This window comes from Pseudomonas sp. MT3, assembly GCF_054720805.1.
In genome coordinates, this window is record NZ_JBTVPY010000008.1 from 55,027 (window position 1) to 78,774 (window position 23,748).

Here is a 23,748-nt window from a genome sequence, read left to right on the forward strand (position 1 = left end):
CAAGCTCGCTCCTACAAGGGCCGGCGAGCTCGCCCGGAGCTTATTTCAAAAGCGCCTTCCACGGCTTGAGGGTGAGCACAGTATGGGCCTGGGCCGCCAGGGCATCCAGGCGATCCTCGGCCTCCGGGGCGGCCAGCAGTTCTTCCAGCTTGGCCAGTTCACCGTACAGGCGGTCGACCTCCGGCAGGTCCAGTACGCCGCGCGCCGGGCGCAGCCAGACCAGCATGCGCTGCAGGCGCGGCAGTTGGTCGGCGAGCACTTCGGGCAGTTGCTGGGCGCGTTGCAGCGGCATGGCCTGGGCCTCTTCGGCGAGCGTGCGTTGCAGCCACTTGCCGACCGCGGCGCCGCCCAGGCGGTTGGCGCGCTCGTTGCGCGCCTCGGTCCAGGCCTTGGCCAGCAGCCAGCGCGAGATGCCCAGGGAGAACTGGCCCCAGCGGGTGTTCGCCAGTTCCTCGCGGAAGGCGTCCGGCATCTGCTGGCGCACGGCTTCGTCGTCGCGGCCCTGTTCGATGCGCGGCAGCCAGTCGGCGATCAGCGCATCGAGGGCGGCGCGCAGCTCGCGGGTAGTGGCGCGCGGCACGGCCTGGCCGAGGCTGCCGAGCAGGGCGCGCAGGTCCACCAGCTGGCGTAGCCAGTCTTCCAGCAGACGCCAGTGGCCGTTGAAGCGGTATTGCTCGGCCAGGCGCTGGCTGCTGCCCAGCAGCGCCCAGGCCAGCGCGGCGAAGGCGCCGTCGAGCGGAGTTTCCGCCAGCAGCTTCTGGGTATCGGGCTGGATGCTGTAGCTGGCCGGGTCGAACAGCCGGTAGCCGCGCTCGGCCTTGCTGATGTCGCAGGGCATCAGCGCCAGGTCGGCGGCCAGTTCCAGCGCCAGTTCCAGCAGCGCGGCGGGTTCGCCCTGGCGCAGTTCCAGCTCCAGCTCGCAGATTTCCTCTTCCTGCTTGCCGGCGATGACCTTGCCCAGGTCCAGCGCGGCCTCGATGACCACCTTGGTCTTGCCGCGACCCCAGGCGATCTCGGCGCGCTGGCGGGTGAAGTCGGTGCTGAAGATCGGCTTGAGCTGCTTCTTGTCCAGGTCGGCCAGGGCGGCCGGCCAGCACTGGTCGTCGAGCTTCTTCAGGTCGAGCTTGTTCTTCTCCAGGTACCAGTCCCACTCGTTGCGCTCGGACAGCCCGGCGACGCTCTGGCCGCGGGTCTTCAGGGTCTGGATGAACTGCTCGCCGTCGCGGCGCATGCGCAGGGCGACGCGGGCGCGGGCCAGCTCGCGGGTGGGCGTGTCGTAGTACTGGTTGAACAGCTCGCGGAGTTCCCAGCCGGACTTGTTGCGCTTCTTCAGCGCCGGATGATCGCGCAGGGCGTCGAGAGTTTCGCGGCTGGCGCGCAGTTTGATTTCGGTTTCTTTCTGCATGGCGATGTCCGGTCAGAGCGGATGCGCCCGTCTGGCGAAAAGCCTGAAGAGGGGCACGGAAAAGGCGTCAAAGGTGTGCAGTTTACAGGTAGTTCGGTGCGCCTGCCGGGCGGCGCGAGGTTTTACCGCAGGCCGGCATGGTCCATAGTGGAAACCACGCCCTCGGAGGACACCATGCCGTTGCCGCCCTTGAAACAACGCTTTGCCGAACTGATCGCCCTGTCGTCGGTGAGTTGCACCCAGGCCGCGCTGGACCAGTCGAACCGACCGGTGATCGAGCGGCTGGCCGGTTGGCTGGATGACCTGGGCTTCACCTGCGAGCTGCAGGCCGTCTCGCCGGGCAAGTCCAATCTGATCGCCGTGCTGGGCAGCGGCCCCGGTGGCCTGGTGCTGGCCGGGCATACCGACACGGTGCCCTACGACGAGGCGCTGTGGAGCAGCGATCCGCTGCGCCTGGACGAACGCGATGGCCGCTGGTACGGCCTGGGCGCCTGCGACATGAAGGGCTTCTTCGCCCTGGCCATCGAGGCGTTGCTGCCCTTGTTGGACCAGCCGTTGAAGCAACCGCTGATCCTGCTCGCCACCTGCGACGAGGAAAGCTCGATGGCTGGCGCCCGCAAGCTGGCCGAGTCCGGGCGGCCGCTGGGGCGTGCGGCGGTGATTGGCGAACCCACCGGCCTGAAGCCGATCCGCCTGCACAAGGGCGTGATGATGGAGCGCATCGACATCCTGGGCCAGAGCGGCCACTCCTCCGACCCCAGCCTGGGGCGCAGCGCGCTGGAGGCCATGCACGCCGCCATTGGCGAGCTGCTGGCGCTGCGCGGCGAGTGGCAGCGCGAGTTCGCCAACCCGCAGTTCAGCGTGCCGCAGCCGACGCTCAACCTCGGCTGCATCCACGGCGGCGACAACCCCAACCGCATCTGTGGCCAGTGCGCCCTGGAGTTCGACCTGCGCCCGCTGCCCGGCATGCAGCCGGAGGCTCTGCGCCAGGCCATTCGCGAGCGCCTGCGGCCGGTCGCCGAGCGCCATGCGGTGCAGCTCGACTACCGCCCGCTGTTCCCCGCCGTGCCGCCCTTCGAAGAGGCGGCGGACAGCGAGCTGGTGCGTATCGCCGAAAGTCTCAGCGGATATTCGGCGCAAGCGGTAGCCTTTGGCACTGAAGCACCGTATCTTCAGCAGCTCGGCTGCCAGACCCTGGTGCTCGGCCCCGGCGACATCGCCTGCGCCCACCAGCCGGACGAGCATCTTGCCCTGGACCGCATCGAGCCGACCGTGGAATTGCTGCGTGGACTGATCCGCCACTATTGTCTGTAGAGCGTCGTCCCTGGAGCGTGCCTCCGGGAAGTCGCCTGCGGAGATTCGCCTGTAGAACGCCCGCAACAGGGCCCGACGTACTGTAGAGGAGAAGCCTGTCGATGTTCCTGCGACGACGATAACCGCGCCGCCCGGCCCCGGCCGCATTCGACAGACTTCCGCCCACTCGCACGACAGGCTTTTCAAGCAATGCACGACTACGTCAACTGGCTGCGCCACGCTTCGCCCTACATCAACTCGCACCGGGACTGCACCTTCGTGGTGATGCTCCCCGGCGAGGGCGTCGAAGACCCCAATTTCGGCAATATCGTCCACGACCTGGTGCTGCTGCACAGCCTGGGCGTGCGCCTGGTGCTGGTGCACGGCTCGCGCCCGCAGATCGAGGCGCGCCTGGCCTCGCACGGTCTGGCGCCACGCTTCCATCGCGGCCTGCGGGTGACCGACGCGCCGACCCTGGGTTGCGTGATCGACGCCGTGGGCAACCTGCGCATTGCCATCGAAGCGCGCCTGTCGATGGACATGGCTGCCTCGCCGATGCAGGGCTCGCGCATGCGCGTGACCTCCGGCAACTTCGTCACCGCGCGGCCGATCGGCGTGGTCGACGGCATCGATTACCACCACACCGGCGAAGTCCGCCGGATCGACCGCAAGGGCATCAACCGCCAGCTCGACGAGCGCAGCATCGTGCTGCTCTCGCCGCTGGGCTACTCGCCCACCGGGGAAATCTTCAACCTCGCCTGCGAGGACGTGGCCATGCGCGCGGCCATCGACCTGGGCGCGGACAAGCTGATCCTCTACGGCGCCGAACGCGGCCTGCTGGACAGCAACGACAAGCTGGTGCGCGAGCTGCGCCCGCAGCAGGTGCCGGCGCACCTGGAGCGCCTCGGCGCGAGCTACCAGGGCGAGCTGCTGGATGCCGCCGCCCAGGCCTGCCGCGCGGGCGTGCGCCGCAGCCACATCGTCAGCTACACCGAGGACGGCTCGCTGCTCAGCGAGCTGTTCACCCGCACCGGCAACGGCACCCTGGTGGCCCAGGAACAGTTCGAACAACTGCGCGAGGCGGGCATCGAGGACGTCGGCGGGCTGCTGGAGCTGATCCGCCCGCTGGAGGAGCAGGGCATCCTGGTGCGCCGCTCCCGCGAGGTGCTGGAGCGCGAGATCGAGCAGTTCAGCATCGTCGAGCGCGAAGGGCTGATCATCGCCTGCGCGGCGCTCTATCCCATCGCCGATTCCGAGGCTGGCGAACTGGCGTGCCTGGCGGTGAACCCGGAGTATCGCCACGGCGGGCGTGGCGACGAGCTGCTGGAGCGTATCGAGCAGCGCGCGCGCAACCTCGGTCTGAAGACCCTCTACGTGCTCACCACCCGCACCGCCCACTGGTTCCGCGAGCGCGGCTTCCAGCCCAGCAGCGTCGACCGGCTGCCGACGGCGCGCGCCTCGCTGTACAACTACCAGCGCAATTCGCAGGTGTTCGAGAAGACCTTGTAACGGCTGCCCTGCGTAGGAGCGAGCTTGTGACCCACAGGAATGTGGGGAATGCCGTTATCCGTAGGGAATGGATTCGGCCTCGCGAAGCAACCCCGCAGCGGGCCCATTCGCGAGCTCGCTCCTGCAGGGTACTGTACCGTGGAACCGAAAAAGAGGCCCGAAGGCCTCTTTTTCGTTTGCGTGGCGGCGCGCTCAGACGCTGATCAGGCCGAGGATGCTCGCCTGGTAGGCAGCGACGAAGGTGTCGAAATCGCCTTCGGGCTGCGCTTCCAGTTCCGCCTGCTCTTGCAGCGATTGACTGGCCATGTCCTCGAAGCGCGCCTGCTCCTCGGCGGACAGCGGCTGTGCGCTCAGGGTCGCGGCGTGCTGACGGCTGTAGCGCAGGGCGAAGGCTTCGAAGCTCTCGCCGCGTTCGCGCATTTCCGCCAGGACCTGGGCGGACGGCGTCAGGTTGGCGTCGGCAACCTTGGCGCGCTGTTGCGCCAGGCTTTCGGCATGCAGGCTGCCGCCGTGGGCGCGGTCGAGCAGGTCGATGATCGGCGCGATGGCGTCGAGCAGGCCGTTGGCCCAGTCCTTCATTTCCACCTGCTGCCCGCCGCGCTCCAGTTTCAGGCCGGGGCGACGACCTTCCTTGACCACCTTGAGGAAGTTGCTGGTGGCCGCGCCGCACTCGCAGCCGCCCAGCGGCGGGCTGTCGGAGAGCGCGCAGTAGAGCAGGAAGGCGTCGAGGAAGCGCGCTTCGGTGACGTCGATGCCCAGCGGCAGGAAGGGGTTGATGTCCAGGCAGCGCGCCTCGACGTACTGCACGCCACGGGAGATCAGTGCCTGGATCGGCCGTTCGCCGGTGTAGGTGACGCGCTTGGGACGGATGCTCGAGTAGTACTCGTTTTCGATCTGCAGGATGTTGGTGTTGAGCTGCACCCACTCACCGTTGACCTGGGTGCCGACCTTCTCGTACGGCGCATAGGGCGTGCTCACCGCGCGGCGCAGGCTGTCGATGTAGCTGTCCAGGTCGTTGTAGCAGGGCGTGAGGCCCGCCTGGGCGTTGTTCTGGTAGCCCAGGTCGCTCATGCGCAGGCTGGTGGCGTAGGGCAGGTAGAGGGTGTTCTCGTCGAAGGCTTCCAGACCATGCGGGCGGCCATGCAGGAAGCCGGCGTCCAGGGCCGGGGACGCACCGAACAGGTACATCAGCAGCCAGCTGTAGCGGCGGAAGTTGCGGATCATCGCGATGTAGCGGTGCGACTGGAAATCCCGCGCGCTCTTCTCGCTGCCTTCCTCCTGGCGCAGCAGTTCCCACAGCTCCTCGGGCAGGGAGAAGTTGTAGTGGATGCCGGCGATGCATTGCATGGTCTTGCCGTAACGCAGGGCCAGGCCCTTGCGGTAGACGTATTTCAGGCGACCGATGTGGGAGCTGCCGTAGCGGGCGATCGGGATGCTTTCCTCGTCCGGCAGCTCGCAGGGCATCGACGGGCTCCACAGGTATTCGCCGTCGAGTTTCTGGTTGGCGAAACGGTGGATTTCGCCCAGGTTCTCCAGGGTCCTTTCGACGCTGGTGGAGGTGGGCGTGATGAACTCCAGCAGCGACTCGGAGTAGTCCGTGGTGATCTGCGGGTTGGTCAGCGCCGAGCCCAGCGCGCGCGGGTGCGGGGTCAGCGCCAGTTTGCCGTGTTCGTCGACACGCAGGCATTCGCGTTCGATACCGTGCAGGCACTGGGCGAGCAGGGACAGGTTGGCGGCATCGTCGAGCAGGGCCAGGCGGCGGGAGAGTTGGTCGCTCAAGTTGGAAATCCTTCACACGGCAGTCGACCCACTATGGGGGTGGACTGGGCGGTCTACAAGGGGAAAGCATGCCGGCGTCGCCGCCTGGGCAAGGGAGAAACGCCAATAGCCTAGTCGCGCGCAGTGTGCGGCGAAAGCCGGCGGCCTGGCGCGCGGCGATCCCGGATATGCGCGTGCCGCTTTGTGACGGAATGGAAGCCGGGTGTCGTGCCCGGCTCCCGGGTGGGTCAGGTCCTGGCGAAGGTCGCCTGGGCCTTGGCGATCAGTTTCTCGCCCTGGTAGGTGTCCGCTTCGACCACCAGCGTGCGCTTGCCGTTGTGCAGCACCCAGGCGCGGCAGGCCACCTCGCCGTCGCTGACCGGACGGATGTAGTTGATCTTGCTCTCCAGGGTCACGCTCTGCGCCATGCCGCCGGACAGGCTGTGGCAGGCCTGGCCCATGGCGGTGTCGATCAGCGAGAACAGCGCGCCGCCGTGCAGCTTGCCATGCACGTTGCGCAGGCCGTCGTGCATCGTCATGTGCACTTCGGCCTTGCCGTCGGCAGCCTGGACGATCTCCAGGCCGAGCAGGCGGCTGAAGGCGCTGCCGCTGGAAACATCGAGCTCTTCGGCCATCGGTTACTTCCTCAGTTGCTTGGCGTTGGCGAACAGCGAGGCCATGGCGTTGTTCGCCGGGGCTTTCTCCTGCTGGCGCGGGGCGCCACGGTCGCCACGCGGGGCACCGCCGCCCGGACGACCGCCGCGCTGGCCTTCGACCTTCTCGCCGGGGGTATCGCCCATGCGCATGGACAGGCCGACGCGGTTGCGCGGGATATCCACTTCCATGACCTTGACCTTGACGATGTCGCCGGCCTTGACCACTTCGTACGGGTCCTTGACGAACTTCTCCGACAGCGCGGAGATGTGTACCAGGCCGTCCTGGTGGACGCCGATGTCGACGAAGGCGCCGAAGTTGGTGACGTTGGTCACCACGCCTTCGAGCACCATGCCCGGCTTGAGGTCCTTGAGGCTCTCGACGCCGTCCTGGAACTCGGCGGTCTTGAACTCCGGACGCGGGTCGCGGCCGGGCTTGTCCAGTTCCTTGAGGATGTCGGTGACGGTGGGCAGACCGAACTGCTCGTCGGTGAACTTCTTCGGATCGAGGCGCTTGAGGAAGCCCGAATCGCCGATCAGCGAGCGGATGTCGCGGTCGGTATCGGCGGCAATGCGTTGCACCAGCGGGTAGGTTTCCGGGTGCACCGCGGAGGCGTCCAGCGGGTTGTCGCCGTTCATCACGCGAAGGAAGCCGGCGGCCTGCTCGAAGGTCTTCTCGCCCAGGCGGCTGACCTTCTTCAGATCGTCGCGGGTGCGGAAGGCGCCGTTGGCGTCGCGGTGGGCGACGATGTTTTGCGCCAGGGTGCTGTTCAGGCCGGAGATGCGCGCCAGCAGCGCGGCGGAGGCGGTGTTGACGTCCACGCCGACGGCGTTCACGCAGTCTTCCACTACCGCGTCCAGGCTGCGCGCGAGCTGCAGCTGGGAGACGTCGTGCTGGTACTGGCCGACGCCGATGGATTTCGGCTCGATCTTCACCAGTTCCGCCAGCGGGTCCTGCAGGCGGCGGGCGATGGAGACGGCGCCGCGCAGCGATACGTCCAGCTCCGGGAATTCCTTCGCGGCCAGTTCCGACGCCGAGTACACCGAGGCGCCGGCCTCGCTGACCATGATCTTGGTGCACTTGAGCGCCGGGTATTTCTTGATCAGCTCGGCGGCCAGCTTGTCGGTCTCGCGGCTGGCGGTGCCGTTGCCGATGGCGATCAGTTCCACCTGGTGCTTGGCGCACAGCGCGGCGAGCACGGCGATGGTCTGGTCCCACTGGTTCTTCGGCACGTGCGGGTAGACGGTGGCGGTGTCCAGCAGCTTGCCGGTGGCATCGACCACGGCGACCTTCACGCCGGTGCGCAGGCCCGGATCGAGGCCCAGGGTGGCGCGCGGGCCGGCCGGGGCGGCCAGCAGCAGGTCGTGCAGGTTGCGGGCGAAGACGTTGATCGCCTCGGCGTCGGCGCCTTCGCGCAGCTCGCCCAGCAGGTCGGTTTCCAGGTGGGTGTAGAGCTTGACCTTCCAGGTCCAGCGCACCACTTCGGACAGCCACTTGTCGGCGGCGCGGCCCCCCTCCCGCGAAGCGGGAGTTTTGATGCCGAAACGCTCGCCGATCATGGTCTCGCACGGGTGCGCGGTGCCCGGCAGCTCTTCGCCGACCTTCAGGGCGACGCTCAGTACGCCTTCGTTGCGGCCGCGGAAGATCGCCAGGGCGCGGTGCGACGGGGCGTTCTTCAGCGGCTCGTCATGCTCGAAGTAGTCGCTGAACTTGGCACCTTCGGTTTCCTTGCCCGGCACCACGCGCGCGGTGAGGGTGGCGTTGTCCTTGAGGAAGCCGCGCAGGCGGTCCAGCAGGGTGGCGTCCTCGGCGAAGCGCTCCATGAGGATGTACTTGGCGCCTTCGAGCACGGCACGGGTGTCGGCGAAGCCCTTCTCGGCATCGACGAAGCGCGCGGCTTCGGTTTCCGGGGTCAGGGTCGGGTCGGCGAACAGCGCGTCGGCCAGCTCGCCCAGGCCGGCTTCCAGGGCGATCTGGCCCTTGGTGCGGCGCTTCTGCTTGTACGGCAGGTAGAGGTCTTCGAGGCGGGTCTTGGTGTCGGCGAGCTTGATCTCGCGGGCCAGTTCCGGGGTCAGCTTGCCCTGTTCCTCGATGCTGGCGAGGATCGCGCCACGGCGGTCCTCCAGCTCGCGCAGGTAGCGCAGGCGTTCTTCGAGCATGCGCAGCTGGGTGTCGTCCAGGCTGCCGGTGACTTCCTTGCGGTAACGGGCGATGAAGGGGACGGTGGAGCCTTCATCGAGCAGTGCGACGGCAGCGGCGACTTGCTGCGGTTGAACGCGGCCGGAGGGCAGTGCGGAAAGCTCTTCGGCGATACGGGTGTTGATGCTGTCCATGAATCCACCTGACAAGACAATCGAAAAACGGGACGCATGATCTGCGGCGTGAGCTCGCAGGATCATCGAGAGGTCCGTGACAGAGCGCCAATGCCGGGCTTCCCGGTCATTCGACAGGCTCTGTGACAACGCCCCGCCGCAAAAGCGCCGCATTATACCCACGACAATTTCACCCGGTGGTCGGCTGGTCGGGGAAAAATCTGCTAACAATGGACAGGCCGTGTGCCACGGCGGCTGGGCGATAATGCCCGTCGAATCAGATTCTGGGAGTTTCCATGAGCAACGCTGCCACCCTGCCGGAAGGCGAAAAGATCCTCGTGGTCGATGACGACGCGCGCCTGCGCCGTCTGCTGGAACGCTTCCTCGATGAGCAGGGTTACCGTGTCCGCGCCGTCGAAAACACCGAACAGATGGATCGCCTGCTGGCCCGCGAACTGTTCCAGCTGGTGGTGCTGGACCTGATGATGCCGGGTGAGGACGGCCTCTCCGCATGCAAGCGCCTGCGCGAGTCGAACAACCAGATTCCGATCATCATGCTCACCGCCAAGGGCGATGAAGCCAGCCGCATTTCCGGCCTGGAGCAGGGCGCCGACGATTACCTGGCCAAGCCCTTCAACCCGCGCGAGCTGCTGGCGCGGATCAAGGCCGTGCTGCGCCGCCAGGCGCCGCTGGTGCCGGGCGCGCCGGCGGGCGAGGACGAGATCGTCACCTTCGGCGACTACGAGCTGCACCTGGCCACCCGCGAGCTGAAGAAGGGCGAGGAAGTGCACATGCTCACCACCGGTGAGTTCGCCGTGCTCAAGGCGCTGGTACAGCATGCCCGCGAGCCGCTGACCCGCGACAAGCTGATGAACCTGGCCCGCGGCCGCGAGTGGGACGCCCTGGAGCGCTCCATCGACGTGCAGATTTCCCGCCTGCGCCGGCTGATCGAGCCCGATCCGTCGAAGCCGCGCTACATCCAGACAGTCTGGGGCGTGGGCTATGTATTCGTACCCGATGGCGCCGCGCGCAAGTGATGTTTGCCCTGTAGGAGCGAGCTTGCTCGCGAACAACACCTCGCGTCGATGCAGGTTCGCGAGCAAGCTCGCTCCTACAATTCGTGCTTCCTGGTAATCCGTTCTTGAAAACACCCCTCTGGTTCCCGCAAAGCTTCTTCTCCCGCACCCTCTGGCTGGTGCTCATCGTCGTGCTGTTCTCCAAGGCGCTGACCCTGGTCTACCTGCTGATGAACGAAGACATGCTGGTCGACCGCCAATACAGCCACGGCGCGGCGCTGACCGTGCGCGCCTACTGGGCGGCGGACGAGAAGTCGCGGGAGGCCATCGCCCAGTCCGCCGGGCTGAAGTGGGCGCCCCACGAGCAGGGGCAGCCGGAGGAAGTGCACTGGCCGTACACCGAGATCTTCCAGCGGCAGATGCGCATGGAGCTGGGCATCGACACCGAGACCCGTCTGCGCATCCATCATCCGTCGATGCTCTGGGTGCGAGCTCCGACCCTGGGTGACGGCTGGATCGGCGTACCGCTCTACCCGCACCCGCTGCGCGGTCAGCAGATCTGGAGCGTGCTCGGCTGGTTCCTTGGCATCGGCCTGCTCTCCACCGCCGCCGCCTGGATTTTCGTACGCCAGCTCAGCCAGCCGCTCAAGCGCCTGGTGTTCGCCTCCCGCGAGTTCGGCAAGGGACGCAGCGTGCGCCTGCCCCTGGGGCCGGAAACGCCCAGCGAGATGGCCGAGGTGTACCGCGCGTTCAACCAGATGGCCGACGATGTCGAGCAGGGCGGTCGCGAGCGCGAACTCATGCTGGCGGGGGTTTCCCACGACCTGCGGACGCCGCTGACGCGCCTGCGCCTGTCACTGGAACTGATGCCCGACAGCGACCGCGAGATGGTCGAGGACATGGTCCGCGATATCGAGGACATGGACGCCATCCTCGACCAGTTCCTCGCCTTCATCCGCGACGGCCGCGACGAGTCGGTGGAGGAAGGCGACCTCGCCGACCTGATCCGTGAGGTGGCCGATGCCTTCAACCAGAATGGCAACCGTGTGCGCCTGTGCCTGGAGACGCTGCCGCTGTTCCGTTTCCGCCGGGTGTCGATCAAGCGCCTGCTGGGCAACCTGATCGAGAACGGCCTGAACCACGGCGGCGGCAAGGTCGAAGTGGCGGCCCACGTGGCCGGTGGCGGCGGCGCGCCCTACGTGGTGCTCAGCGTGCTGGACCGTGGCGCGGGCGTCGATCCACAGGAGCTGGAGAACATCTTCAACCCCTTCTTCCGGGGTGACAAAGCGCGCGGCGGCAAGGGCACCGGCCTCGGGCTGGCCATCGTCAAACGCATCGCCGAACAGCACGGCGGCAGCATCGAACTGCGCAACCGCGAGGGTGGTGGCGTGGAAGCGCGCGTCTGTCTGCCGCTGGGGCTGCTGCTGCCGCGCGACGCGCACTAAGAGCCTGCTTACGATCTGCTGCGCGTCGGCATAACTGCGTTGAGGCCAGCCGAGAAGTGCTCATTGACTACAGTCAACTCCGCTTTCTCAGCTGCCCTCGCCTTGTTCTGCTCTAGCTCGCGAGATCGTAAACAGACTCTAATCCCAGCGCAGGGACTTGCCTCCCAGAACCGCCTGGCGCCCATAGGGCCAGGCGCGGTTGTGCGCGCCGTGGCCGCTGGGCAGGCCGTGGTAGAGCGGCACGCCCAGCTGCGCGGCGTATTCGGCGAAGATTTCTTCCAGGCTGTGGGCCACGCCCTTGCGCGGGCAGTCGGTGAAGGTGCCGAGGCAGACCGCGCCGAGGCGTGCGCCGTCCAGGCTGTTCAGCAGTTGCCAGAGACTGCGCTCGAGGCGGTAGTAGGGCTCGCCGACGTCTTCGAGGATCAGGATCGCGCCGTCCGGCACGTACAGCGCACCGTCGGTGCCGGCCATGCAGGCCAGGGCGGTCAGGTTGCCGCCAATCAGTTCGCCTTCCACGGCGCCCTTCGGCCCTGCCAGGTGCTGCACCGCCAGCTTGCCGGGGCCGCCGGCCAGCACGTGGCTGACCGAGGCCAGCGAAGCCAGCCGTTCGCGTTGTTCGCTGGGGGCGCTCAGCGGCTGCAGGCCCAGCCCGGTGGCGACCATGCCGTGGATCGCCGGCAGGCCCTGGCGGTGGAAGGCGCTGAGCAGGATGGAGATATCGGAGAAGCCGATCAGCGGGCGCGGCGAGGCGGCCTTGATGCGCTGCCAGTCCAGCTGTGGGATGAGTTGTCCGCAGCCGTAGCCGCCGCGCAGGCACCAGACGGCGCTGACGTCTTCCCGCTCGAAGGCGGCGTGGAAGTCTTCCAGGCGTTGCTCCGGCGTACCGGCCAGGTAGCGGTAGCGCGCGTCGGCGTGCTTGCCCAGGTGGTAGTCGATGCTCTGGACTTCCAATTGACGCAGGGTGGCTTCCAGCACCTCCTCGGCAATCGCCGAGGCCGGTGCGACCAGGGCGATGCGGCCCTCGATGGGCGACCAGGTGAGTTCGGCGTGGGGGCGGGAAGCGGGCATGAGTGCATCCGATAGCGGTGGGAGGAGCCTGTAGGAGCGAGCTTGCTCGCGAATGGTTCAGCCTGGCAACGCAGGCAAGAGGTTCGCTCCCGTAGGGCGGATAAAGCGGGACGCTTTATCCGCCGTTTGGCTGGAAGGTGCTTCCTGAGAAGACAATCCAGACATCCCTGTCGTGACTACGTGCTTCTCTGAGACCCCTGCCAGGCTATCCCTGGCCTGGCGTTCGCCGGCGCGACGCAGGCGTCGCGAAAGCCCCGGCTCACCCTTTGCCCTTCGTTCTGGCCAGATGCGGCCCGCCATTCTTCTCCAGGTACTCGATGATCACCCCGGCGATGTCCTTGCCGGTGGTGGTCTCGATGCCTTCCAGGCCCGGCGAGGAGTTCACCTCCATCACCAGCGGGCCGTGGTTGGAGCGCAGGATGTCGACACCGGCAACCTTCAATCCCATCACCCGCGCGGCACGGATGGCGGTCATGCGTTCTTCCGGAGTGATCTTGATCAGGCTGGCGCTGCCGCCGCGATGCAGGTTGGAGCGGAACTCGCCGGGCGCGGCCTGGCGCTTCATCGAGGCGATTACCTTGTCGCCCACCACGAAGCAGCGGATGTCGGCGCCGCCGGCTTCCTTGATGTACTCCTGCACCATGATGTTGTGCTTGAGCCCCATGAAGGCCTCCAGCACCGATTCGGCGGCTTTCTCCGTCTCGCACAGCACCACGCCGATGCCCTGGGTGCCTTCCAGCAGCTTGATCACCAAGGGTGCGCCGCCGACCATCTCGATCAGGTCCGGCACGTCGTCGGGGGAATGGGCGAAGCCGGTCACCGGCAGGCCGATACCCTTGCGTGACAAGAGCTGCAGCGAACGCAGCTTGTCGCGGGAGCGGGCGATGGCCACCGACTCGTTGAGCGGGAACACCCCCATCATCTCGAACTGCCGCAGCACGGCGCAGCCATAGAAGGTCACCGAGGCGCCGATGCGCGGGATCACCGCGTCGAAGCCTTCCAGCGGCTGCCCCCGGTAGTGGATCTGCGGCTTGTGGCTGGCGATGTTCATGTAGGCGCGGAGGGTGTCGATCACCACCATCTCGTGGCCACGTTGCTGCCCGGCCTCCACCAGCCGACGGGTGGAATACAGGCGCGGATTGCGCGACAGCACAGCAATTTTCATTGATCACCTGGAAGGGTGGCGGGAACCATGATGAGGGGTTTGTCTTGCACGTAGGTGAGGCCGGGGTTGACCACCAGTTGGCCCTGCACAAGGGCCTTGGAGCCCAGCAGCACGCGGTAGCGCATGGTCTTGCGGCAGGCCAGGGTGAATTCCACCGACCAGGCGCGGTCGCCCAGCGCCAGCAGGGTGCGGATCACGTAGCGGGTCTGGGCTTGGCCGTTGGAGCTCTTGATGGTCTTCATCGTCACCACTGGCGCCTCGCAGCGATGACGACGCTGCACCTGGGTGCCCAGATGGGCGACGAAGCGCACCCAGTCCTGCCCGTCGCGCACGAAGGGCACGATATCGCTGGCATGCAGGCTGGATGTGCTGGCGCCGGTGTCGATCTTCGCGCGCAGGCCGACCATGCCCAGTTCAGGCAGGGCGATCCATTCGCGCAAACCGATTACCGATAGCTGGTCGAATGTCTTCAAGGCAGGCGTCCCCGGCGTTTGCCGGCATTCTAGTCAGGCCGCTTGTGCCCCGCCAGCGGGGCGCACGGTACACTCTCAGGCCCGCATGACGAGGTGATGAAGTGAGCGAGAAAGACGACAACAAGGTCCGCCTGGACAAGTGGCTGTGGGCGGCGCGCTTCTACAAGACCCGCTCCCTGGCCAAGGAGGCCATCGAGGGCGGCAAGGTGCATTGCCGGGGCGAGCGCTGCAAGCCGGGCAAGGAACCCAAGGTCGGCGAGGAATACGTGATTCGCACCGGCTTCGACGAGCGCACCGTGGTGGTGAAGGCCTTGTCGATGGTGCGTCGCGGCGCGCCCGAGGCGCAGCTTCTTTATGAGGAGACCGCCGACAGCATGAAGCGCCGCGAGGACGCGTCAGCGCTGCGCAAGGCTGGCGCGCTGGGCGTGCAGACCGACGGGCGGCCGACCAAGAAGCAGCGCCGCCAGCTGTTCAGTTTCCGCGACCGGGAATGATCGACCGGCGCGGGCGGCGGGCGCCTCGCCGGGATCGGGCGGCCGTCAGGCCGCGACGACGCTCAGGCGGTTGAGCAGCGGGATCTTCGCGGCCAGGCGGAACAGCGGGTCGGTCCAGCGCAGCAGGGCGGCGCTGCCCCTGGCGGCGAACGGGGTGAAGCAGCTCCAGGCCAGGGCCACCAGCGCCATCTGCACGCCGCCGATGTAATCGTCCTGACCCCAATGGGCGCCGGCCACCAGGCGCGGCAGCATGAACAGCAGCGCCAGGCCCCAGATCACCACCCACTGCAGGGCATTGCGGGCGAACAGGGTGAGGAACAGCGCCCAGACCAGCAGCACCGAGGCGTGGTCGCCGGGGAAGCTGCGGGCGGATTCGTCCTTCACTTCGAAAGCGGTGTCCTGCCACTGCGGGAAGAAATTCTCCAGGCGTACGGTGTCCGGCGCCACGGCGGAAATGCTCGGATGCTGCCAACCCAGCTTGTGGGCGATCTTGGCGTAGAGGATCCGCACCACCACCAGGACGATGGCCGAGCACAAGAAGCCGAAGGTGGCGGCGCGGGTCTGGGTGGCCTTGAACACCCAGTCGCCACGGATCAGCAGAAGCAGCAGGATCACGCCCACCAGCAGGTCGAACGGCCGCGTGCTGGCCACGGCCCAGGTCAGGCGCCAGGCTGAGTGGGTCGCCAGCGGCTGGTTGAGCAGGCTGAACAGGCTGAAATCGAACAGGTCCATCGCGCCGCGAGTGGGTTCCCAGAGCCATAGCAGGAGCAGGAACAGTGCCATCAGGTGGCAGGCGATGAAGGGCTTCCAGGACCAGGTGGCTTGGAACGGCGTGGTTTTGTCCATAAAATCGATCCCCCCTTACGGAACCACCCGGGTACGGGTGGGTGCTGCAAAGCGCGCTTTATAGGCCTTTGCCATCAACTTGTCATTTATTTGTGCCTCTCCCAGCGTTGTGCCCAGCATGTCCCAGATCGATCAAAGTCAGCGTTTCCTGTTCGACAACACCGATGTTCGCGGTGAACTGGTGGAGCTCGAGCGCAGCTACGCCGAAGTACTCGCCAAGCATCCCTACCCGCAGCCGGTCGCCCAACTGCTGGGGGAAATGCTAGCCGCCGCCGCGCTGCTGTGCGGCACCCTGAAGTTCGACGGCCTGCTGGTCCTGCAGGCGCGCTCCAGCGGCGCGGTGCCATTGCTGATGGTGGAGTGCTCCAGTGACCGCGAAGTGCGCGGCCTGGCCCGTTATGATGCGGATGCCATCGGCGATGCCGCGGGGCTCGCCGAGCTGATGCCCCACGGCGTGCTGACGCTCACCGTCGATCCGAAGAACGGCAAGCGCTACCAGGGCATCGTGCCGCTGGAAGGCGCGACCCTGGCCGAGTGCCTGTCGACCTACTTCGCCACCTCCGAGCAGTTGCCCACCCGTTTCTGGCTCAACGCCGACAGCCGCCGTGCCCGTGGCCTGCTGCTGCAGCAATTGCCGGCCGACCGCCAGCGCGATGCCGAATCCCGCGAGGCCAACTGGCAACACGTCACCACCCTGGCCGACACCCTCACCGCCGAGGAACTGCTGGGCCTGGACAACGCCACCGTGCTGCATCGCCTGTACCACGAGGACGACGTGCGCCTGTTCGATCCGCAGCCGCTGGTCTTCCGTTGCAGCTGCTCGCGGGAACGCTCGGCCAACGCGCTGGTCAGTCTTGGGCAGGACGACGCCGAGCGTCTGCTGGCCGAGGAAGATGGCGAGATCGTCATCGACTGCCAGTTCTGCAACCAGCGCTACCGTTTCGACGGTTCGGACGTTGCCCAGCTGTTCTCCGGCGGTGGTAGCAAGACCCCGTCAGAAACCCGTCATTGAGCGCTTCTATCCGTCCGATAGCCGCACCAATGGCGCTCTTGCCGGATCAGAGGCTGCACGAGAACAGTTCTTTTCTGGCATAATCCCGCGACTTTTTTCCGCGGTAGTGGGAATTAGAAGTCACTACGCAAAGTTTGGAGGACTCGGCCTCTGGCCGATGGGGACCCACATGACGCAAGCCAATAAAGCCGTTTACACCGATCTCAGCGTTGCCCAACTGGTCGAGGAAGCCATTCGCCGCGGCGAAGGCGAGCTGGCCGACAACGGCGCGCTGGTGGTGCGCACCGGCCATCGTACCGGCCGCTCTCCTGTCGACCGCTTCATCGTCGAAGAGCCGGGCAGCAAGGACTCCATCGCCTGGGGCGCGATCAACCGCCCGTTCCCGGCCGACAAGTTCGACGCCCTGTGGGACCGCGTCGAGGCCTTCAACAACGCCCAGGATCATTTCGTTTCCCACGTCCATGTAGGCTCCGCCGAGGATCACTACCTGGCCGTCAGGATGACCACCGGCACCGCCTGGCAGAACCTGTTCGGCCGTGCGCTGTTCATCGAGCCGGAGCAGTACAACCCGGCTGGCCGCGAAGAGTGGCAGGTCCTCAACGTCGCCAACTTCGAGTGCGTGCCCGAGCGTGACGGCACCAACTCCGACGGCTGCGTGATCCTCAACTTCGCCCAGAAGAAGGTGCTGATCGCCGGCATGCGCTACGCCGGTGAGATGAAGAAGGCCATGTTCGGCGTGCAGAACTACCTGCTGCCGGAGAAGGACGTGCTGCCGATGCACTGCGCCGCCAACATCGGCGAAGACGGCGACGTCACCCTGTTCTTCGGCCTGTCCGGCACCGGCAAGACCACCCTGTCCGCCGACGAAAGCCGCTACCTGATCGGTGACGACGAGCACGGCTGGGGCGAGGGCGTGGTGTTCAACATCGAGGGTGGCTGCTACGCCAAGTGCATCGACCTGTCCGAGAAGAACGAACCGGTGATCTGGAAGGCCATCAAGTTCGGCGCCGTGCTGGAAAACGTCGTCCTCGACAACAACCGCACCCCGGACTACGCCGATGACAGCCTGACCCAGAACTCCCGCGCGGCCTACCCACTGGAAAACGTCGAGAAGCGCTCCGAGAAGAACCTCGGCGGCGAGCCGAACGCCGTGATCTTCCTGACCTGCGACCTGACCGGCGTTCTGCCGCCGGTGTCGATCCTGAACAACGAGCAGGCGGCCTACCACTTCCTGTCCGGCTACACCGCGCTGGTCGGCTCCACCGAAATGGGTTCGGGCGGCGGCATCAAGTCGACCTTCTCCACCTGCTTCGGCGCGCCGTTCTTCCCGCGTCCGGCCGGCGTCTACGCCGAGCTGCTGATCAAGCGCATCAAGGCCTTCGGCTCCAAGGTCTATCTGGTCAACACCGGCTGGACCGGCGGTGGCTACGGCGTCGGCAAGCGCTTCAACATCCCGACCACCCGTGGCGTGATCTCCGCCATCCAGAGCGGCGCTCTGGTCGGTGCCGAGACCGAGCACCTGGACATCATCAACCTGGACGTGCCCAAGGCCGTTCCGGGCGTCGAAACCAACCTGCTCAACCCGCGCAACACCTGGGAAGACAAGGCTGCCTACGACGAAGCCGCCAAGGGCCTGGCCGGCAAGTTCATCGAGAACTTCAAGAAGTTCGACGTGAGCGACGCCATCAAGAACGCCGGCCCGCAGCTCTAAGCGCGCCCGTTCTGCGAAAGAGCCGCCTTCGGGCGGCTTTTTCATTGGTGCCTGGGAACGGTCCTACGCCATTGGGCTCTTCGTAGGAGCGAGCTTGCTCGCGAACAGCCCAGCTCCGGTTTGCGAGCAAGCTCGCTCCTACAATGACGCTTCCTAGGCTGGGTGGACGCCCATGAAAGGAGTTACCCACATGCACGACACCCTCGAACGCGTCTTCGGCTTCCGCCAGTTCCGCCCCGGCCAGGAGGCAGCGGTCAGTGCGGTGCTGGCCGGGCGCTCGGCGGCGGCGATCTTCCCCACGGGCTCGGGCAAGTCGCTGTGCTACCAACTGCCGGCATTGCTGCTGCCGCACCTGACCCTGGTGGTCTCGCCCTTGCTGGCGCTGATGCAGGACCAGCTCGCCTTCCTCGCCCGCCACGGCATCGCCGCCGCCAGCATCGACTCGGCGCAGAGCCGCGAGTAGGCGGCGCAGACGATGGCGCGGGCACGCAGCGGCGAGCTGAAGGTATTGATGATCTCGGTGGAGCGCCTGAAGAACGAGCGTTTCCGCAATTTCATCAGCGAGGTGCCGATCTCCCTGCTGGTGGTGGACGAGGCGCACTGCATTTCCGAATGGGGCCACAACTTCCGCCCCGACTACCTGAAGCTGCCGGACTACCAGAAGCAGTTGCGCATTCCCCAGGTACTGCTGCTCACCGCCACGGCGACGCCAGCGGTGATTGCCGACATGCGCGGCAAGTTCGCCATCGCCGAGTCCGACGTGGTCACCACCGGCTTCTACCGCGCCAACCTCGACCTGCAGGTGGAGCCGGTGGCCAGCGCCGCCCGCCGCGCGCGGCTGGTGCAGTGGCTTGGCGAGCGCGCCGGGCAGCCGGCCATCGTCTACGTCACCCAGCAGAAGACCGCCGAGGAAGTCGCCGCGCACCTGGCCGAGCGCGGCATTCCCGCTTGCGCCTACCACGCCGGCATGGAACACCCGGAGCGCGAGGGCATCCAGCGCCGCTTCATGGAGGGGCGGCTGAACTGCATCGTCGCCACCATCGCCTTCGGCATGGGTATCGACAAGAGCGACATCCGCCAGGTGGTGCACTACGACCTGCCCAAGTCGCTGGAGAACTACAGCCAGGAGACCGGCCGCGCCGGGCGCGACGGCCAGCGCTCGGAATGCCTGGTGCTGGCCAACCGCGACAGCCTCAACGTGCTGGAGAACTTCGTCTACGGCGACACGCCCGAGCGCGAAGGCATTCGCTTCGTGCTGGAGGAAATCCGCCAGGCTGCTGGCTATCAGGGAGGTGGCCAGTGGGAGACCATGCTGGTGCCGCTGTCGGACCAGTCCAACATCCGCCAGCTGCCATTGAAGACACTGCTGGTTCAGCTGGAGTTACGCGGCATTATTGCTCCACGGTTCGCCTATTTCGCCGAATATCGCTTCAAGCTGCTGATCGATTCCGCTGAACTGCTAGGGCATTTCCAGGGCGAGCGGCGCCAGTTCGTCGATGCCATCCTCAGCACCTCGGCGCGGGCCAGGACCTGGGCGACCCTGGATTTCGACACCCTCTACAACCGTCACGGCGCCGAGCGCGCGCGGGTGGTGAAGGCGCTGGACTACTTCCAGGAACGCGGCTGGGTGGAGCTGGAAAGCAAGCAGATGACCGAGGTCTACTCGGTGCGCGATGCGTCCTTCTCTGTGGATGAGTTGAGCGACGAGCTGCATCGCTACTTCAAGCGCCACGAGGACAGCGAAATCGCCCGTATCGGCGCCATGCTCGAACTGCTGGGCAGTTCGGAGTGCCTGAGCTGGCGGCTGGCGCAGTACTTCGGCGACCAGCAGGCTCCCCGCCGTTGCGGGCACTGCTCGGTCTGCGCCGGCCGCGTCGCCCGCCTGCCGGAGCCGCCCGCGCTGCCGCCACTGGAAGGGCAGAACCTGCACAACCGCTGTGCCGCCTTCCTGGAGAAGTACCGCAGCGCCCGTGGCCTGGCACCCAGCGCCGACTGCGTGACGCGTTTCCTCTGCGGTATCAGCGTGCCGGCTTTCACCCGCATGCGCGCACGCACGCTGCCCGGCTACGCGATGCTGGAGGACTACCCCTACGCCAGGGTGCGCGATTGGGTACAGGCTCAGTTGTAACCGCGCCGGCGCCACGCACGACTAAAGGTCGGCGTGGCGTTGGGGGAGACGCTTGTAGGGTGCAGGGAGACATTCCCACCTAGACTCTTCAGGGCGTTGCAGCAAGGAGCCCCGCGCATGTCCACCGAGCACCTGGATGTACTGATCATCGGCGCCGGCCTGTCCGGCATCGGCGCGGCCTGTCACCTGCAGAAACAGTGCCCCGGCAAGTCCTACGCCATCCTCGAAGGCCGCGAGGCGATGGGCGGCACCTGGGACCTGTTCCGCTACCCGGGCATCCGCTCCGACTCGGACATGTACACCCTGGGCTACAACTTCAAACCCTGGACCGATCCCAAGGCCATTGCCGACGGCCCGTCGATCCTCAACTACATCCGCGAGACCGCCCGCGAGTACCGCGTCGAGGACAAGGTGCGTTACCGCCACCGCGTGCTCAAGGCCGACTGGGACAGCAATAACGCGCGCTGGAACCTCGTCGTGCAGCGCGGCGATGAGGAAGAGCCGGTGCGCATGAGTGCGCAGTTCCTCTTCATGTGCACCGGCTACTACCGCTACGACGCCGGCTACACCCCGGAATTCGCCGGGCGCGAGAGCTTCGCCGGGCAGGTCATCCACCCGCAGTTGTGGCCGGAGAGCTTCGACTACAGCGGCAAGCGCATCGTGGTGATCGGCAGCGGCGCCACCGCCGTCACGCTGGTCCCCTCACTGACCGACAAGGCCGCCCACGTCACCATGCTGCAGCGCTCGCCGTCCTACGTGATCACCCTGCCGGCGAAGGACCCGATCTCCAACTTCCTGCGCAACTTCCTGCCGGAGAAGTGGGTGTACCGCCAGGCGCGGGCGCGCAACGTGACCATGCAGATGATCTTCTTCATGGCCTCCAAGGCGTTCCCCGGCGCGGTGCGCAAGCTCATGCTCAAGCTGGCCAACCTGCAGCTGGGCAAGGATTTCGACATGCGCCACTTCAGTCCGCGCTACAAGCCGTGGGACGAGCGCGTGTGCTGCGTGCCCGATGGTGACCTGTTCAAGGCGCTGCGCCAGGGCCGCGCCTCGGTGGTCACCGAGCACATCGAGCGCTTCACCGAGAAGGGCATCCTGCTCAAGTCCGGACAACTGCTGGAGGCGGACGTGATCGTCACCGCCACCGGGCTGGATCTGGTGATGTTCGGCGGCGCGGAGCTGGCCATCGACGGCAAGCCCTTCGACGTCACCCAGAGCATGGGCTATCGCGGCATCATGCTGCGCGACCTGCCCAACCTCGCGGCCATCGTCGGTTATACCAACGCCAGCTGGACGCTCAAGGCCGACCTCTCCAGCGAGTACTTCTGCCGCCTGATCAACCACCTCGATGCCATCGGCATGCGCCAGTGCACACCGCGCCAGACCGACGGCTCGGTGAAGGAAGAGCCCTTCCTCAACCTCAACTCCGGCTACATCCAGCGCGCCGCCGACCGCATGCCCAAGCAGGGCGACCGCACGCCGTGGAAGCTCTACCAGAACTACGCGCTGGACCTGGCGCTGCTGCGCTTCGGCAAGGTCGAGGACGGCTACCTGAGCTTCACCTCGCCCAAACAGCGCCAGGCCACGGCGGCACCGGTGGAAGCGCTGGAGAGCTGATCTCCGGTCGGAGCCCGCCTACCCTGGCGGGCATCGTTCTATCGAGGCATCGGATAGACATTATCGATACGCCGCCCTGCAACGGGGCTGCCTCTCGGCTTACCATGCGCGCCATTTCCGCCCATGCCAGCCAGAGGATTTTCCATGCTGATCGAAGACGCCATCCGCAGCCGCCGCTCCATCCGTGGTTTCGATACTTCCTACGTGATGAGCCGCGAGGAGAAGGACGACCTGCTGCAACAGGCGCTGCTCGCCCCCACCTCCTTCAACCTGCAGCACGTGCGCCTGGTGGAAGTCAGCGACCCGCAGCTACGCGCGCAGATCCGCGAGGCGGGCTGGGATCAGGTGCAGATGACCGAGGCTTCGATGCTGGTGGTCGTCTGCGCGCAGGTCGACAGCTGGGAGAGGAACGCCGAGCGCGTGTGGGACGGCGCCCCGGTCGAAGTGAAGAACTACATGGTCGGCGCCATCGACGGCTACTACCGCGACAAGCCGCAGACCCAGCGCGACGAAGCCATGCGCAGCAGCGGCCTGGTGGCCCAGACGCTGATGCTCGCCGCCCGTGGCCGCGGCCTGGACAGCGTGCCGATGGTCGGTTTCGACTTCGACGCCGTGGGCAAGCTGATCAACCTGCCGGCCAACCATGTGATCGGCCTGATGATCGCCGTGGGCAAACAGGCGGTGGAAGCCCGACCGCGCATCGGCCGTTTGCCGCTGGAAGAGACGATCGTTCGCGATCGCTTCTGAGCCACACGAAACGCGCCCTCGGGCGCGTTTCTGCTTTTGCTCTTCGTAGGAGCGAGCTTGCTCGCGAACAGATGTCACCCGATGCTCCGATGTTGGGCTGGTTCGCGAGCAAGCTCGCTCCTACAGGTGGGCTCTGCCCACTCATTCACCTCGGCGCCGCCTCCACAATCCGCTCCACCAGCCACTGCAGCGCCGTATCCCGCTCGCGCTGGGCGAGATAGACCAACTCCAGGTGGAACTGCCCCACGTCGAACGGCAGCTCCAGCACCTGCAACGGCAGCAACTGTGCGAAATAGGCCGCCAGCCGCGTCGGCAGCACCGTCAGCAAGTCCGTGGTCGCCACCAAGTGCGCCGCCTGCAGGTAGTTGGGCGTGGTGTAGGCGATCTGCCGTTTCAGCCCCTGGCTGGCCAGCCACTGGTCGACCATGCCCTTGGTCTGCCCGCCGGAAACCCACAGGTGCCGCTGGCCGAGGAAGGTCTCCAGATCGATCGTGCCGTCCACCTGCGGATGCCCGCGCCGGGCCAGCAGGCGCAGCGTCTCGCTGGTCCACGGGCGGCGCTGGAAGCGCGCCGGCAGCTCCTCGAAGCGGCCCAGTACGAGATCGAGATTGCCTTTATCCAGCGCTTCGGCCGGCAGTGTCGGCGTCAGGTGCTGGATGGTCAGGCCCATACCCGGCGCCGCGCTGCCCAGACTTTCGAGCAGGTGCGGCATGCACAGCGCCTCGACATAGTCGGTCAGCGCCAGGGTGAAGCGCTGGCGGCTGCGCGCCGGGTCGAAGGTGTCGCCGCCGGCCAGGCTCTGGCCAATGCGCTGCAGGGCATCGCGGATCGGCGCTTCCAGTTCCAGCGCCCGTGGCGTCGGCTGCATCGCCCGGCCGACGCGCACCAGCAGCGGGTCATCGAGCAGCTCGCGCAGGCGGTTCAGCGCGTTGCTCACCGCCGGCTGGCTCAGCGACAGGCGCTCCGCCGCGCGCGAGACGTTGCGCTCGCGCAGCAGCGCATCCAGCACCCGCAGCAGGTTGAGGTCGAAGGTGTTCATATTCATTGAGTGAATGCCACGTATCACAACTCAAAATTTCAAAAATAGTAGCGCCT

The 23,748-nt window shown here is 66.5% G+C and carries 18 protein-coding genes and 1 pseudogene; 10 read left to right on the forward strand and 9 right to left on the reverse strand.

Annotation, left to right across the window (positions count from 1 at the left end):
- Nucleotides 1-40: 40 nt before the first annotated feature.
- The gene (locus ACYCAX_RS10155; RefSeq protein WP_460247910.1) at nt 41-1,405 is read right to left on the reverse strand and encodes a CYTH domain-containing protein; all 1,365 of its coding nucleotides are present in this window, start codon (nt 1,403-1,405) and stop codon (nt 41-43) included.
- 174 nt (nt 1,406-1,579) lie between these two features.
- On the opposite strand from ACYCAX_RS10155, the gene argE reads away from it, so the two are divergent.
- The gene (gene argE, locus ACYCAX_RS10160) at nt 1,580-2,719 is read left to right on the forward strand and encodes an acetylornithine deacetylase (protein ID WP_294975468.1); all 1,140 of its coding nucleotides are present in this window, start codon (nt 1,580-1,582) and stop codon (nt 2,717-2,719) included.
- Between the two features lie 189 nt (nt 2,720-2,908).
- The gene (gene argA / locus ACYCAX_RS10165; protein WP_015479413.1) at nt 2,909-4,207 is read left to right on the forward strand and encodes an amino-acid N-acetyltransferase; all 1,299 of its coding nucleotides are present in this window, start codon (nt 2,909-2,911) and stop codon (nt 4,205-4,207) included.
- Nucleotides 4,208-4,399: 192 nt separating this feature from the next.
- On the opposite strand, the gene gshA is transcribed toward argA, so the two are convergent.
- The 3 genes from gshA to ACYCAX_RS10180 form a co-directional block, all read right to left on the reverse strand.
- Complete coding sequence (gshA, locus tag ACYCAX_RS10170) at nt 4,400-5,986, reverse strand: glutamate--cysteine ligase (RefSeq protein ID WP_460247911.1); 1,587 nt, start codon at nt 5,984-5,986, stop codon at nt 4,400-4,402.
- Between the two features lie 227 nt (nt 5,987-6,213).
- Nucleotides 6,214-6,600, reverse strand: a complete 387-nt coding sequence (locus tag ACYCAX_RS10175) for a PaaI family thioesterase (RefSeq protein WP_015479411.1) — start codon at nt 6,598-6,600, stop codon at nt 6,214-6,216.
- A 3-nt stretch (nt 6,601-6,603) separates the two neighbouring features.
- Complete coding sequence (locus ACYCAX_RS10180; protein ID WP_460247913.1) at nt 6,604-8,952, reverse strand: Tex family protein; 2,349 nt, start codon at nt 8,950-8,952, stop codon at nt 6,604-6,606.
- Between the two features lie 275 nt (nt 8,953-9,227).
- On the opposite strand from ACYCAX_RS10180, the gene ompR reads away from it, so the two are divergent.
- Nucleotides 9,228-9,968: an osmolarity response regulator transcription factor OmpR gene (gene ompR / locus ACYCAX_RS10185; RefSeq protein ID WP_015479409.1), complete on the forward strand. Its 741-nt coding sequence runs from the start codon at nt 9,228-9,230 to the stop codon at nt 9,966-9,968.
- 104 nt (nt 9,969-10,072) lie between these two features.
- The gene (locus ACYCAX_RS10190; RefSeq protein ID WP_015479408.1) at nt 10,073-11,392 is read left to right on the forward strand and encodes an ATP-binding protein; all 1,320 of its coding nucleotides are present in this window, start codon (nt 10,073-10,075) and stop codon (nt 11,390-11,392) included.
- 138 nt (nt 11,393-11,530) lie between these two features.
- Here the strand turns inward: ACYCAX_RS10190 and ACYCAX_RS10195 are convergent, their stop codons facing one another.
- The 3 genes from ACYCAX_RS10195 to rimB all read right to left on the reverse strand — a co-directional run bounded on the left by ACYCAX_RS10195 (nt 11,531) and on the right by rimB (nt 14,098).
- A complete protein-coding gene (locus ACYCAX_RS10195) occupies nt 11,531-12,460 on the reverse strand; it encodes a S66 peptidase family protein (RefSeq protein WP_460247914.1) in 930 nt (309 codons plus the stop codon).
- A gap of 259 nt (nt 12,461-12,719) precedes the next feature.
- Nucleotides 12,720-13,625 carry a 30S ribosomal protein S6--L-glutamate ligase gene (gene rimK / locus ACYCAX_RS10200; protein WP_294975453.1) on the reverse strand — a complete coding sequence of 302 codons (906 nt, stop codon included), beginning with the start codon at nt 13,623-13,625 and terminating at the stop codon, nt 12,720-12,722.
- Nucleotides 13,622-14,098: a retropepsin-like aspartic endopeptidase RimB gene (gene rimB, locus ACYCAX_RS10205; protein ID WP_460247915.1), complete on the reverse strand. Its 477-nt coding sequence runs from the start codon at nt 14,096-14,098 to the stop codon at nt 13,622-13,624. The genes rimK and rimB overlap by 4 nt, the downstream gene beginning before the upstream one ends.
- Before the next feature lie 101 nt (nt 14,099-14,199).
- On the opposite strand from rimB, the gene ACYCAX_RS10210 reads away from it, so the two are divergent.
- Nucleotides 14,200-14,592: an RNA-binding S4 domain-containing protein gene (locus ACYCAX_RS10210; protein ID WP_460247916.1), complete on the forward strand. Its 393-nt coding sequence runs from the start codon at nt 14,200-14,202 to the stop codon at nt 14,590-14,592.
- Nucleotides 14,593-14,637: 45 nt separating this feature from the next.
- Here the strand turns inward: ACYCAX_RS10210 and ACYCAX_RS10215 are convergent, their stop codons facing one another.
- The gene (locus ACYCAX_RS10215; RefSeq protein WP_460247917.1) at nt 14,638-15,438 is read right to left on the reverse strand and encodes a phosphatase PAP2 family protein; all 801 of its coding nucleotides are present in this window, start codon (nt 15,436-15,438) and stop codon (nt 14,638-14,640) included.
- 118 nt (nt 15,439-15,556) lie between these two features.
- On the opposite strand from ACYCAX_RS10215, the gene hslO reads away from it, so the two are divergent.
- The 5 genes and pseudogenes from hslO to ACYCAX_RS10240 all read left to right on the forward strand — a co-directional run bounded on the left by hslO (nt 15,557) and on the right by ACYCAX_RS10240 (nt 22,653).
- Nucleotides 15,557-16,450, forward strand: coding sequence for an Hsp33 family molecular chaperone HslO (hslO, locus tag ACYCAX_RS10220; protein ID WP_460247918.1), 894 nt, complete (start codon nt 15,557-15,559; stop codon nt 16,448-16,450).
- 169 nt (nt 16,451-16,619) lie between these two features.
- Nucleotides 16,620-18,161, forward strand: coding sequence for a phosphoenolpyruvate carboxykinase (locus ACYCAX_RS10225; protein ID WP_460247919.1), 1,542 nt, complete (start codon nt 16,620-16,622; stop codon nt 18,159-18,161).
- Between the two features lie 190 nt (nt 18,162-18,351).
- Nucleotides 18,352-20,289: pseudogene (locus ACYCAX_RS10230) on the forward strand (RecQ family ATP-dependent DNA helicase).
- A 117-nt stretch (nt 20,290-20,406) separates the two neighbouring features.
- Nucleotides 20,407-21,906 carry a flavin-containing monooxygenase gene (locus tag ACYCAX_RS10235; protein WP_460247920.1) on the forward strand — a complete coding sequence of 500 codons (1,500 nt, stop codon included), beginning with the start codon at nt 20,407-20,409 and terminating at the stop codon, nt 21,904-21,906.
- Nucleotides 21,907-22,050: 144 nt separating this feature from the next.
- Nucleotides 22,051-22,653 carry a nitroreductase family protein gene (locus ACYCAX_RS10240; RefSeq protein WP_460247921.1) on the forward strand — a complete coding sequence of 201 codons (603 nt, stop codon included), beginning with the start codon at nt 22,051-22,053 and terminating at the stop codon, nt 22,651-22,653.
- Nucleotides 22,654-22,798: 145 nt separating this feature from the next.
- Here ACYCAX_RS10240 and ACYCAX_RS10245 read toward each other — a convergent pair whose 3' ends face one another.
- The gene (locus tag ACYCAX_RS10245; protein ID WP_294975430.1) at nt 22,799-23,698 is read right to left on the reverse strand and encodes a LysR family transcriptional regulator; all 900 of its coding nucleotides are present in this window, start codon (nt 23,696-23,698) and stop codon (nt 22,799-22,801) included.
- Between the last annotated feature and the right edge of the window lie 50 nt (nt 23,699-23,748).

What these genes read in the sequence shown, in the direction of transcription:
- ACYCAX_RS10155 (WP_460247910.1), bottom strand. Translation starts at nt 1,405, where the DNA reads ATGCAGAAAGAAACCGAAATCAAACTGCGCGCCAGCCGCGAAACTCTC.
- argE (WP_294975468.1), top strand. Translation starts at nt 1,580, where the DNA reads ATGCCGTTGCCGCCCTTGAAACAACGCTTTGCCGAACTGATCGCCCTG.
- argA (WP_015479413.1), top strand. Translation starts at nt 2,909, where the DNA reads ATGCACGACTACGTCAACTGGCTGCGCCACGCTTCGCCCTACATCAAC.
- ACYCAX_RS10175 (WP_015479411.1), bottom strand. Translation starts at nt 6,600, where the DNA reads ATGGCCGAAGAGCTCGATGTTTCCAGCGGCAGCGCCTTCAGCCGCCTG.
- ACYCAX_RS10180 (WP_460247913.1), bottom strand. Translation starts at nt 8,952, where the DNA reads ATGGACAGCATCAACACCCGTATCGCCGAAGAGCTTTCCGCACTGCCC.
- ompR (WP_015479409.1), top strand. Translation starts at nt 9,228, where the DNA reads ATGAGCAACGCTGCCACCCTGCCGGAAGGCGAAAAGATCCTCGTGGTC.
- ACYCAX_RS10195 (WP_460247914.1), bottom strand. Translation starts at nt 12,460, where the DNA reads ATGCCCGCTTCCCGCCCCCACGCCGAACTCACCTGGTCGCCCATCGAG.
- rimK (WP_294975453.1), bottom strand. Translation starts at nt 13,625, where the DNA reads ATGAAAATTGCTGTGCTGTCGCGCAATCCGCGCCTGTATTCCACCCGT.
- ACYCAX_RS10215 (WP_460247917.1), bottom strand. Translation starts at nt 15,438, where the DNA reads ATGGACAAAACCACGCCGTTCCAAGCCACCTGGTCCTGGAAGCCCTTC.
- hslO (WP_460247918.1), top strand. Translation starts at nt 15,557, where the DNA reads ATGTCCCAGATCGATCAAAGTCAGCGTTTCCTGTTCGACAACACCGAT.
- ACYCAX_RS10225 (WP_460247919.1), top strand. Translation starts at nt 16,620, where the DNA reads ATGACGCAAGCCAATAAAGCCGTTTACACCGATCTCAGCGTTGCCCAA.
- ACYCAX_RS10235 (WP_460247920.1), top strand. Translation starts at nt 20,407, where the DNA reads ATGTCCACCGAGCACCTGGATGTACTGATCATCGGCGCCGGCCTGTCC.
- ACYCAX_RS10240 (WP_460247921.1), top strand. Translation starts at nt 22,051, where the DNA reads ATGCTGATCGAAGACGCCATCCGCAGCCGCCGCTCCATCCGTGGTTTC.
- ACYCAX_RS10245 (WP_294975430.1), bottom strand. Translation starts at nt 23,698, where the DNA reads ATGAATATGAACACCTTCGACCTCAACCTGCTGCGGGTGCTGGATGCG.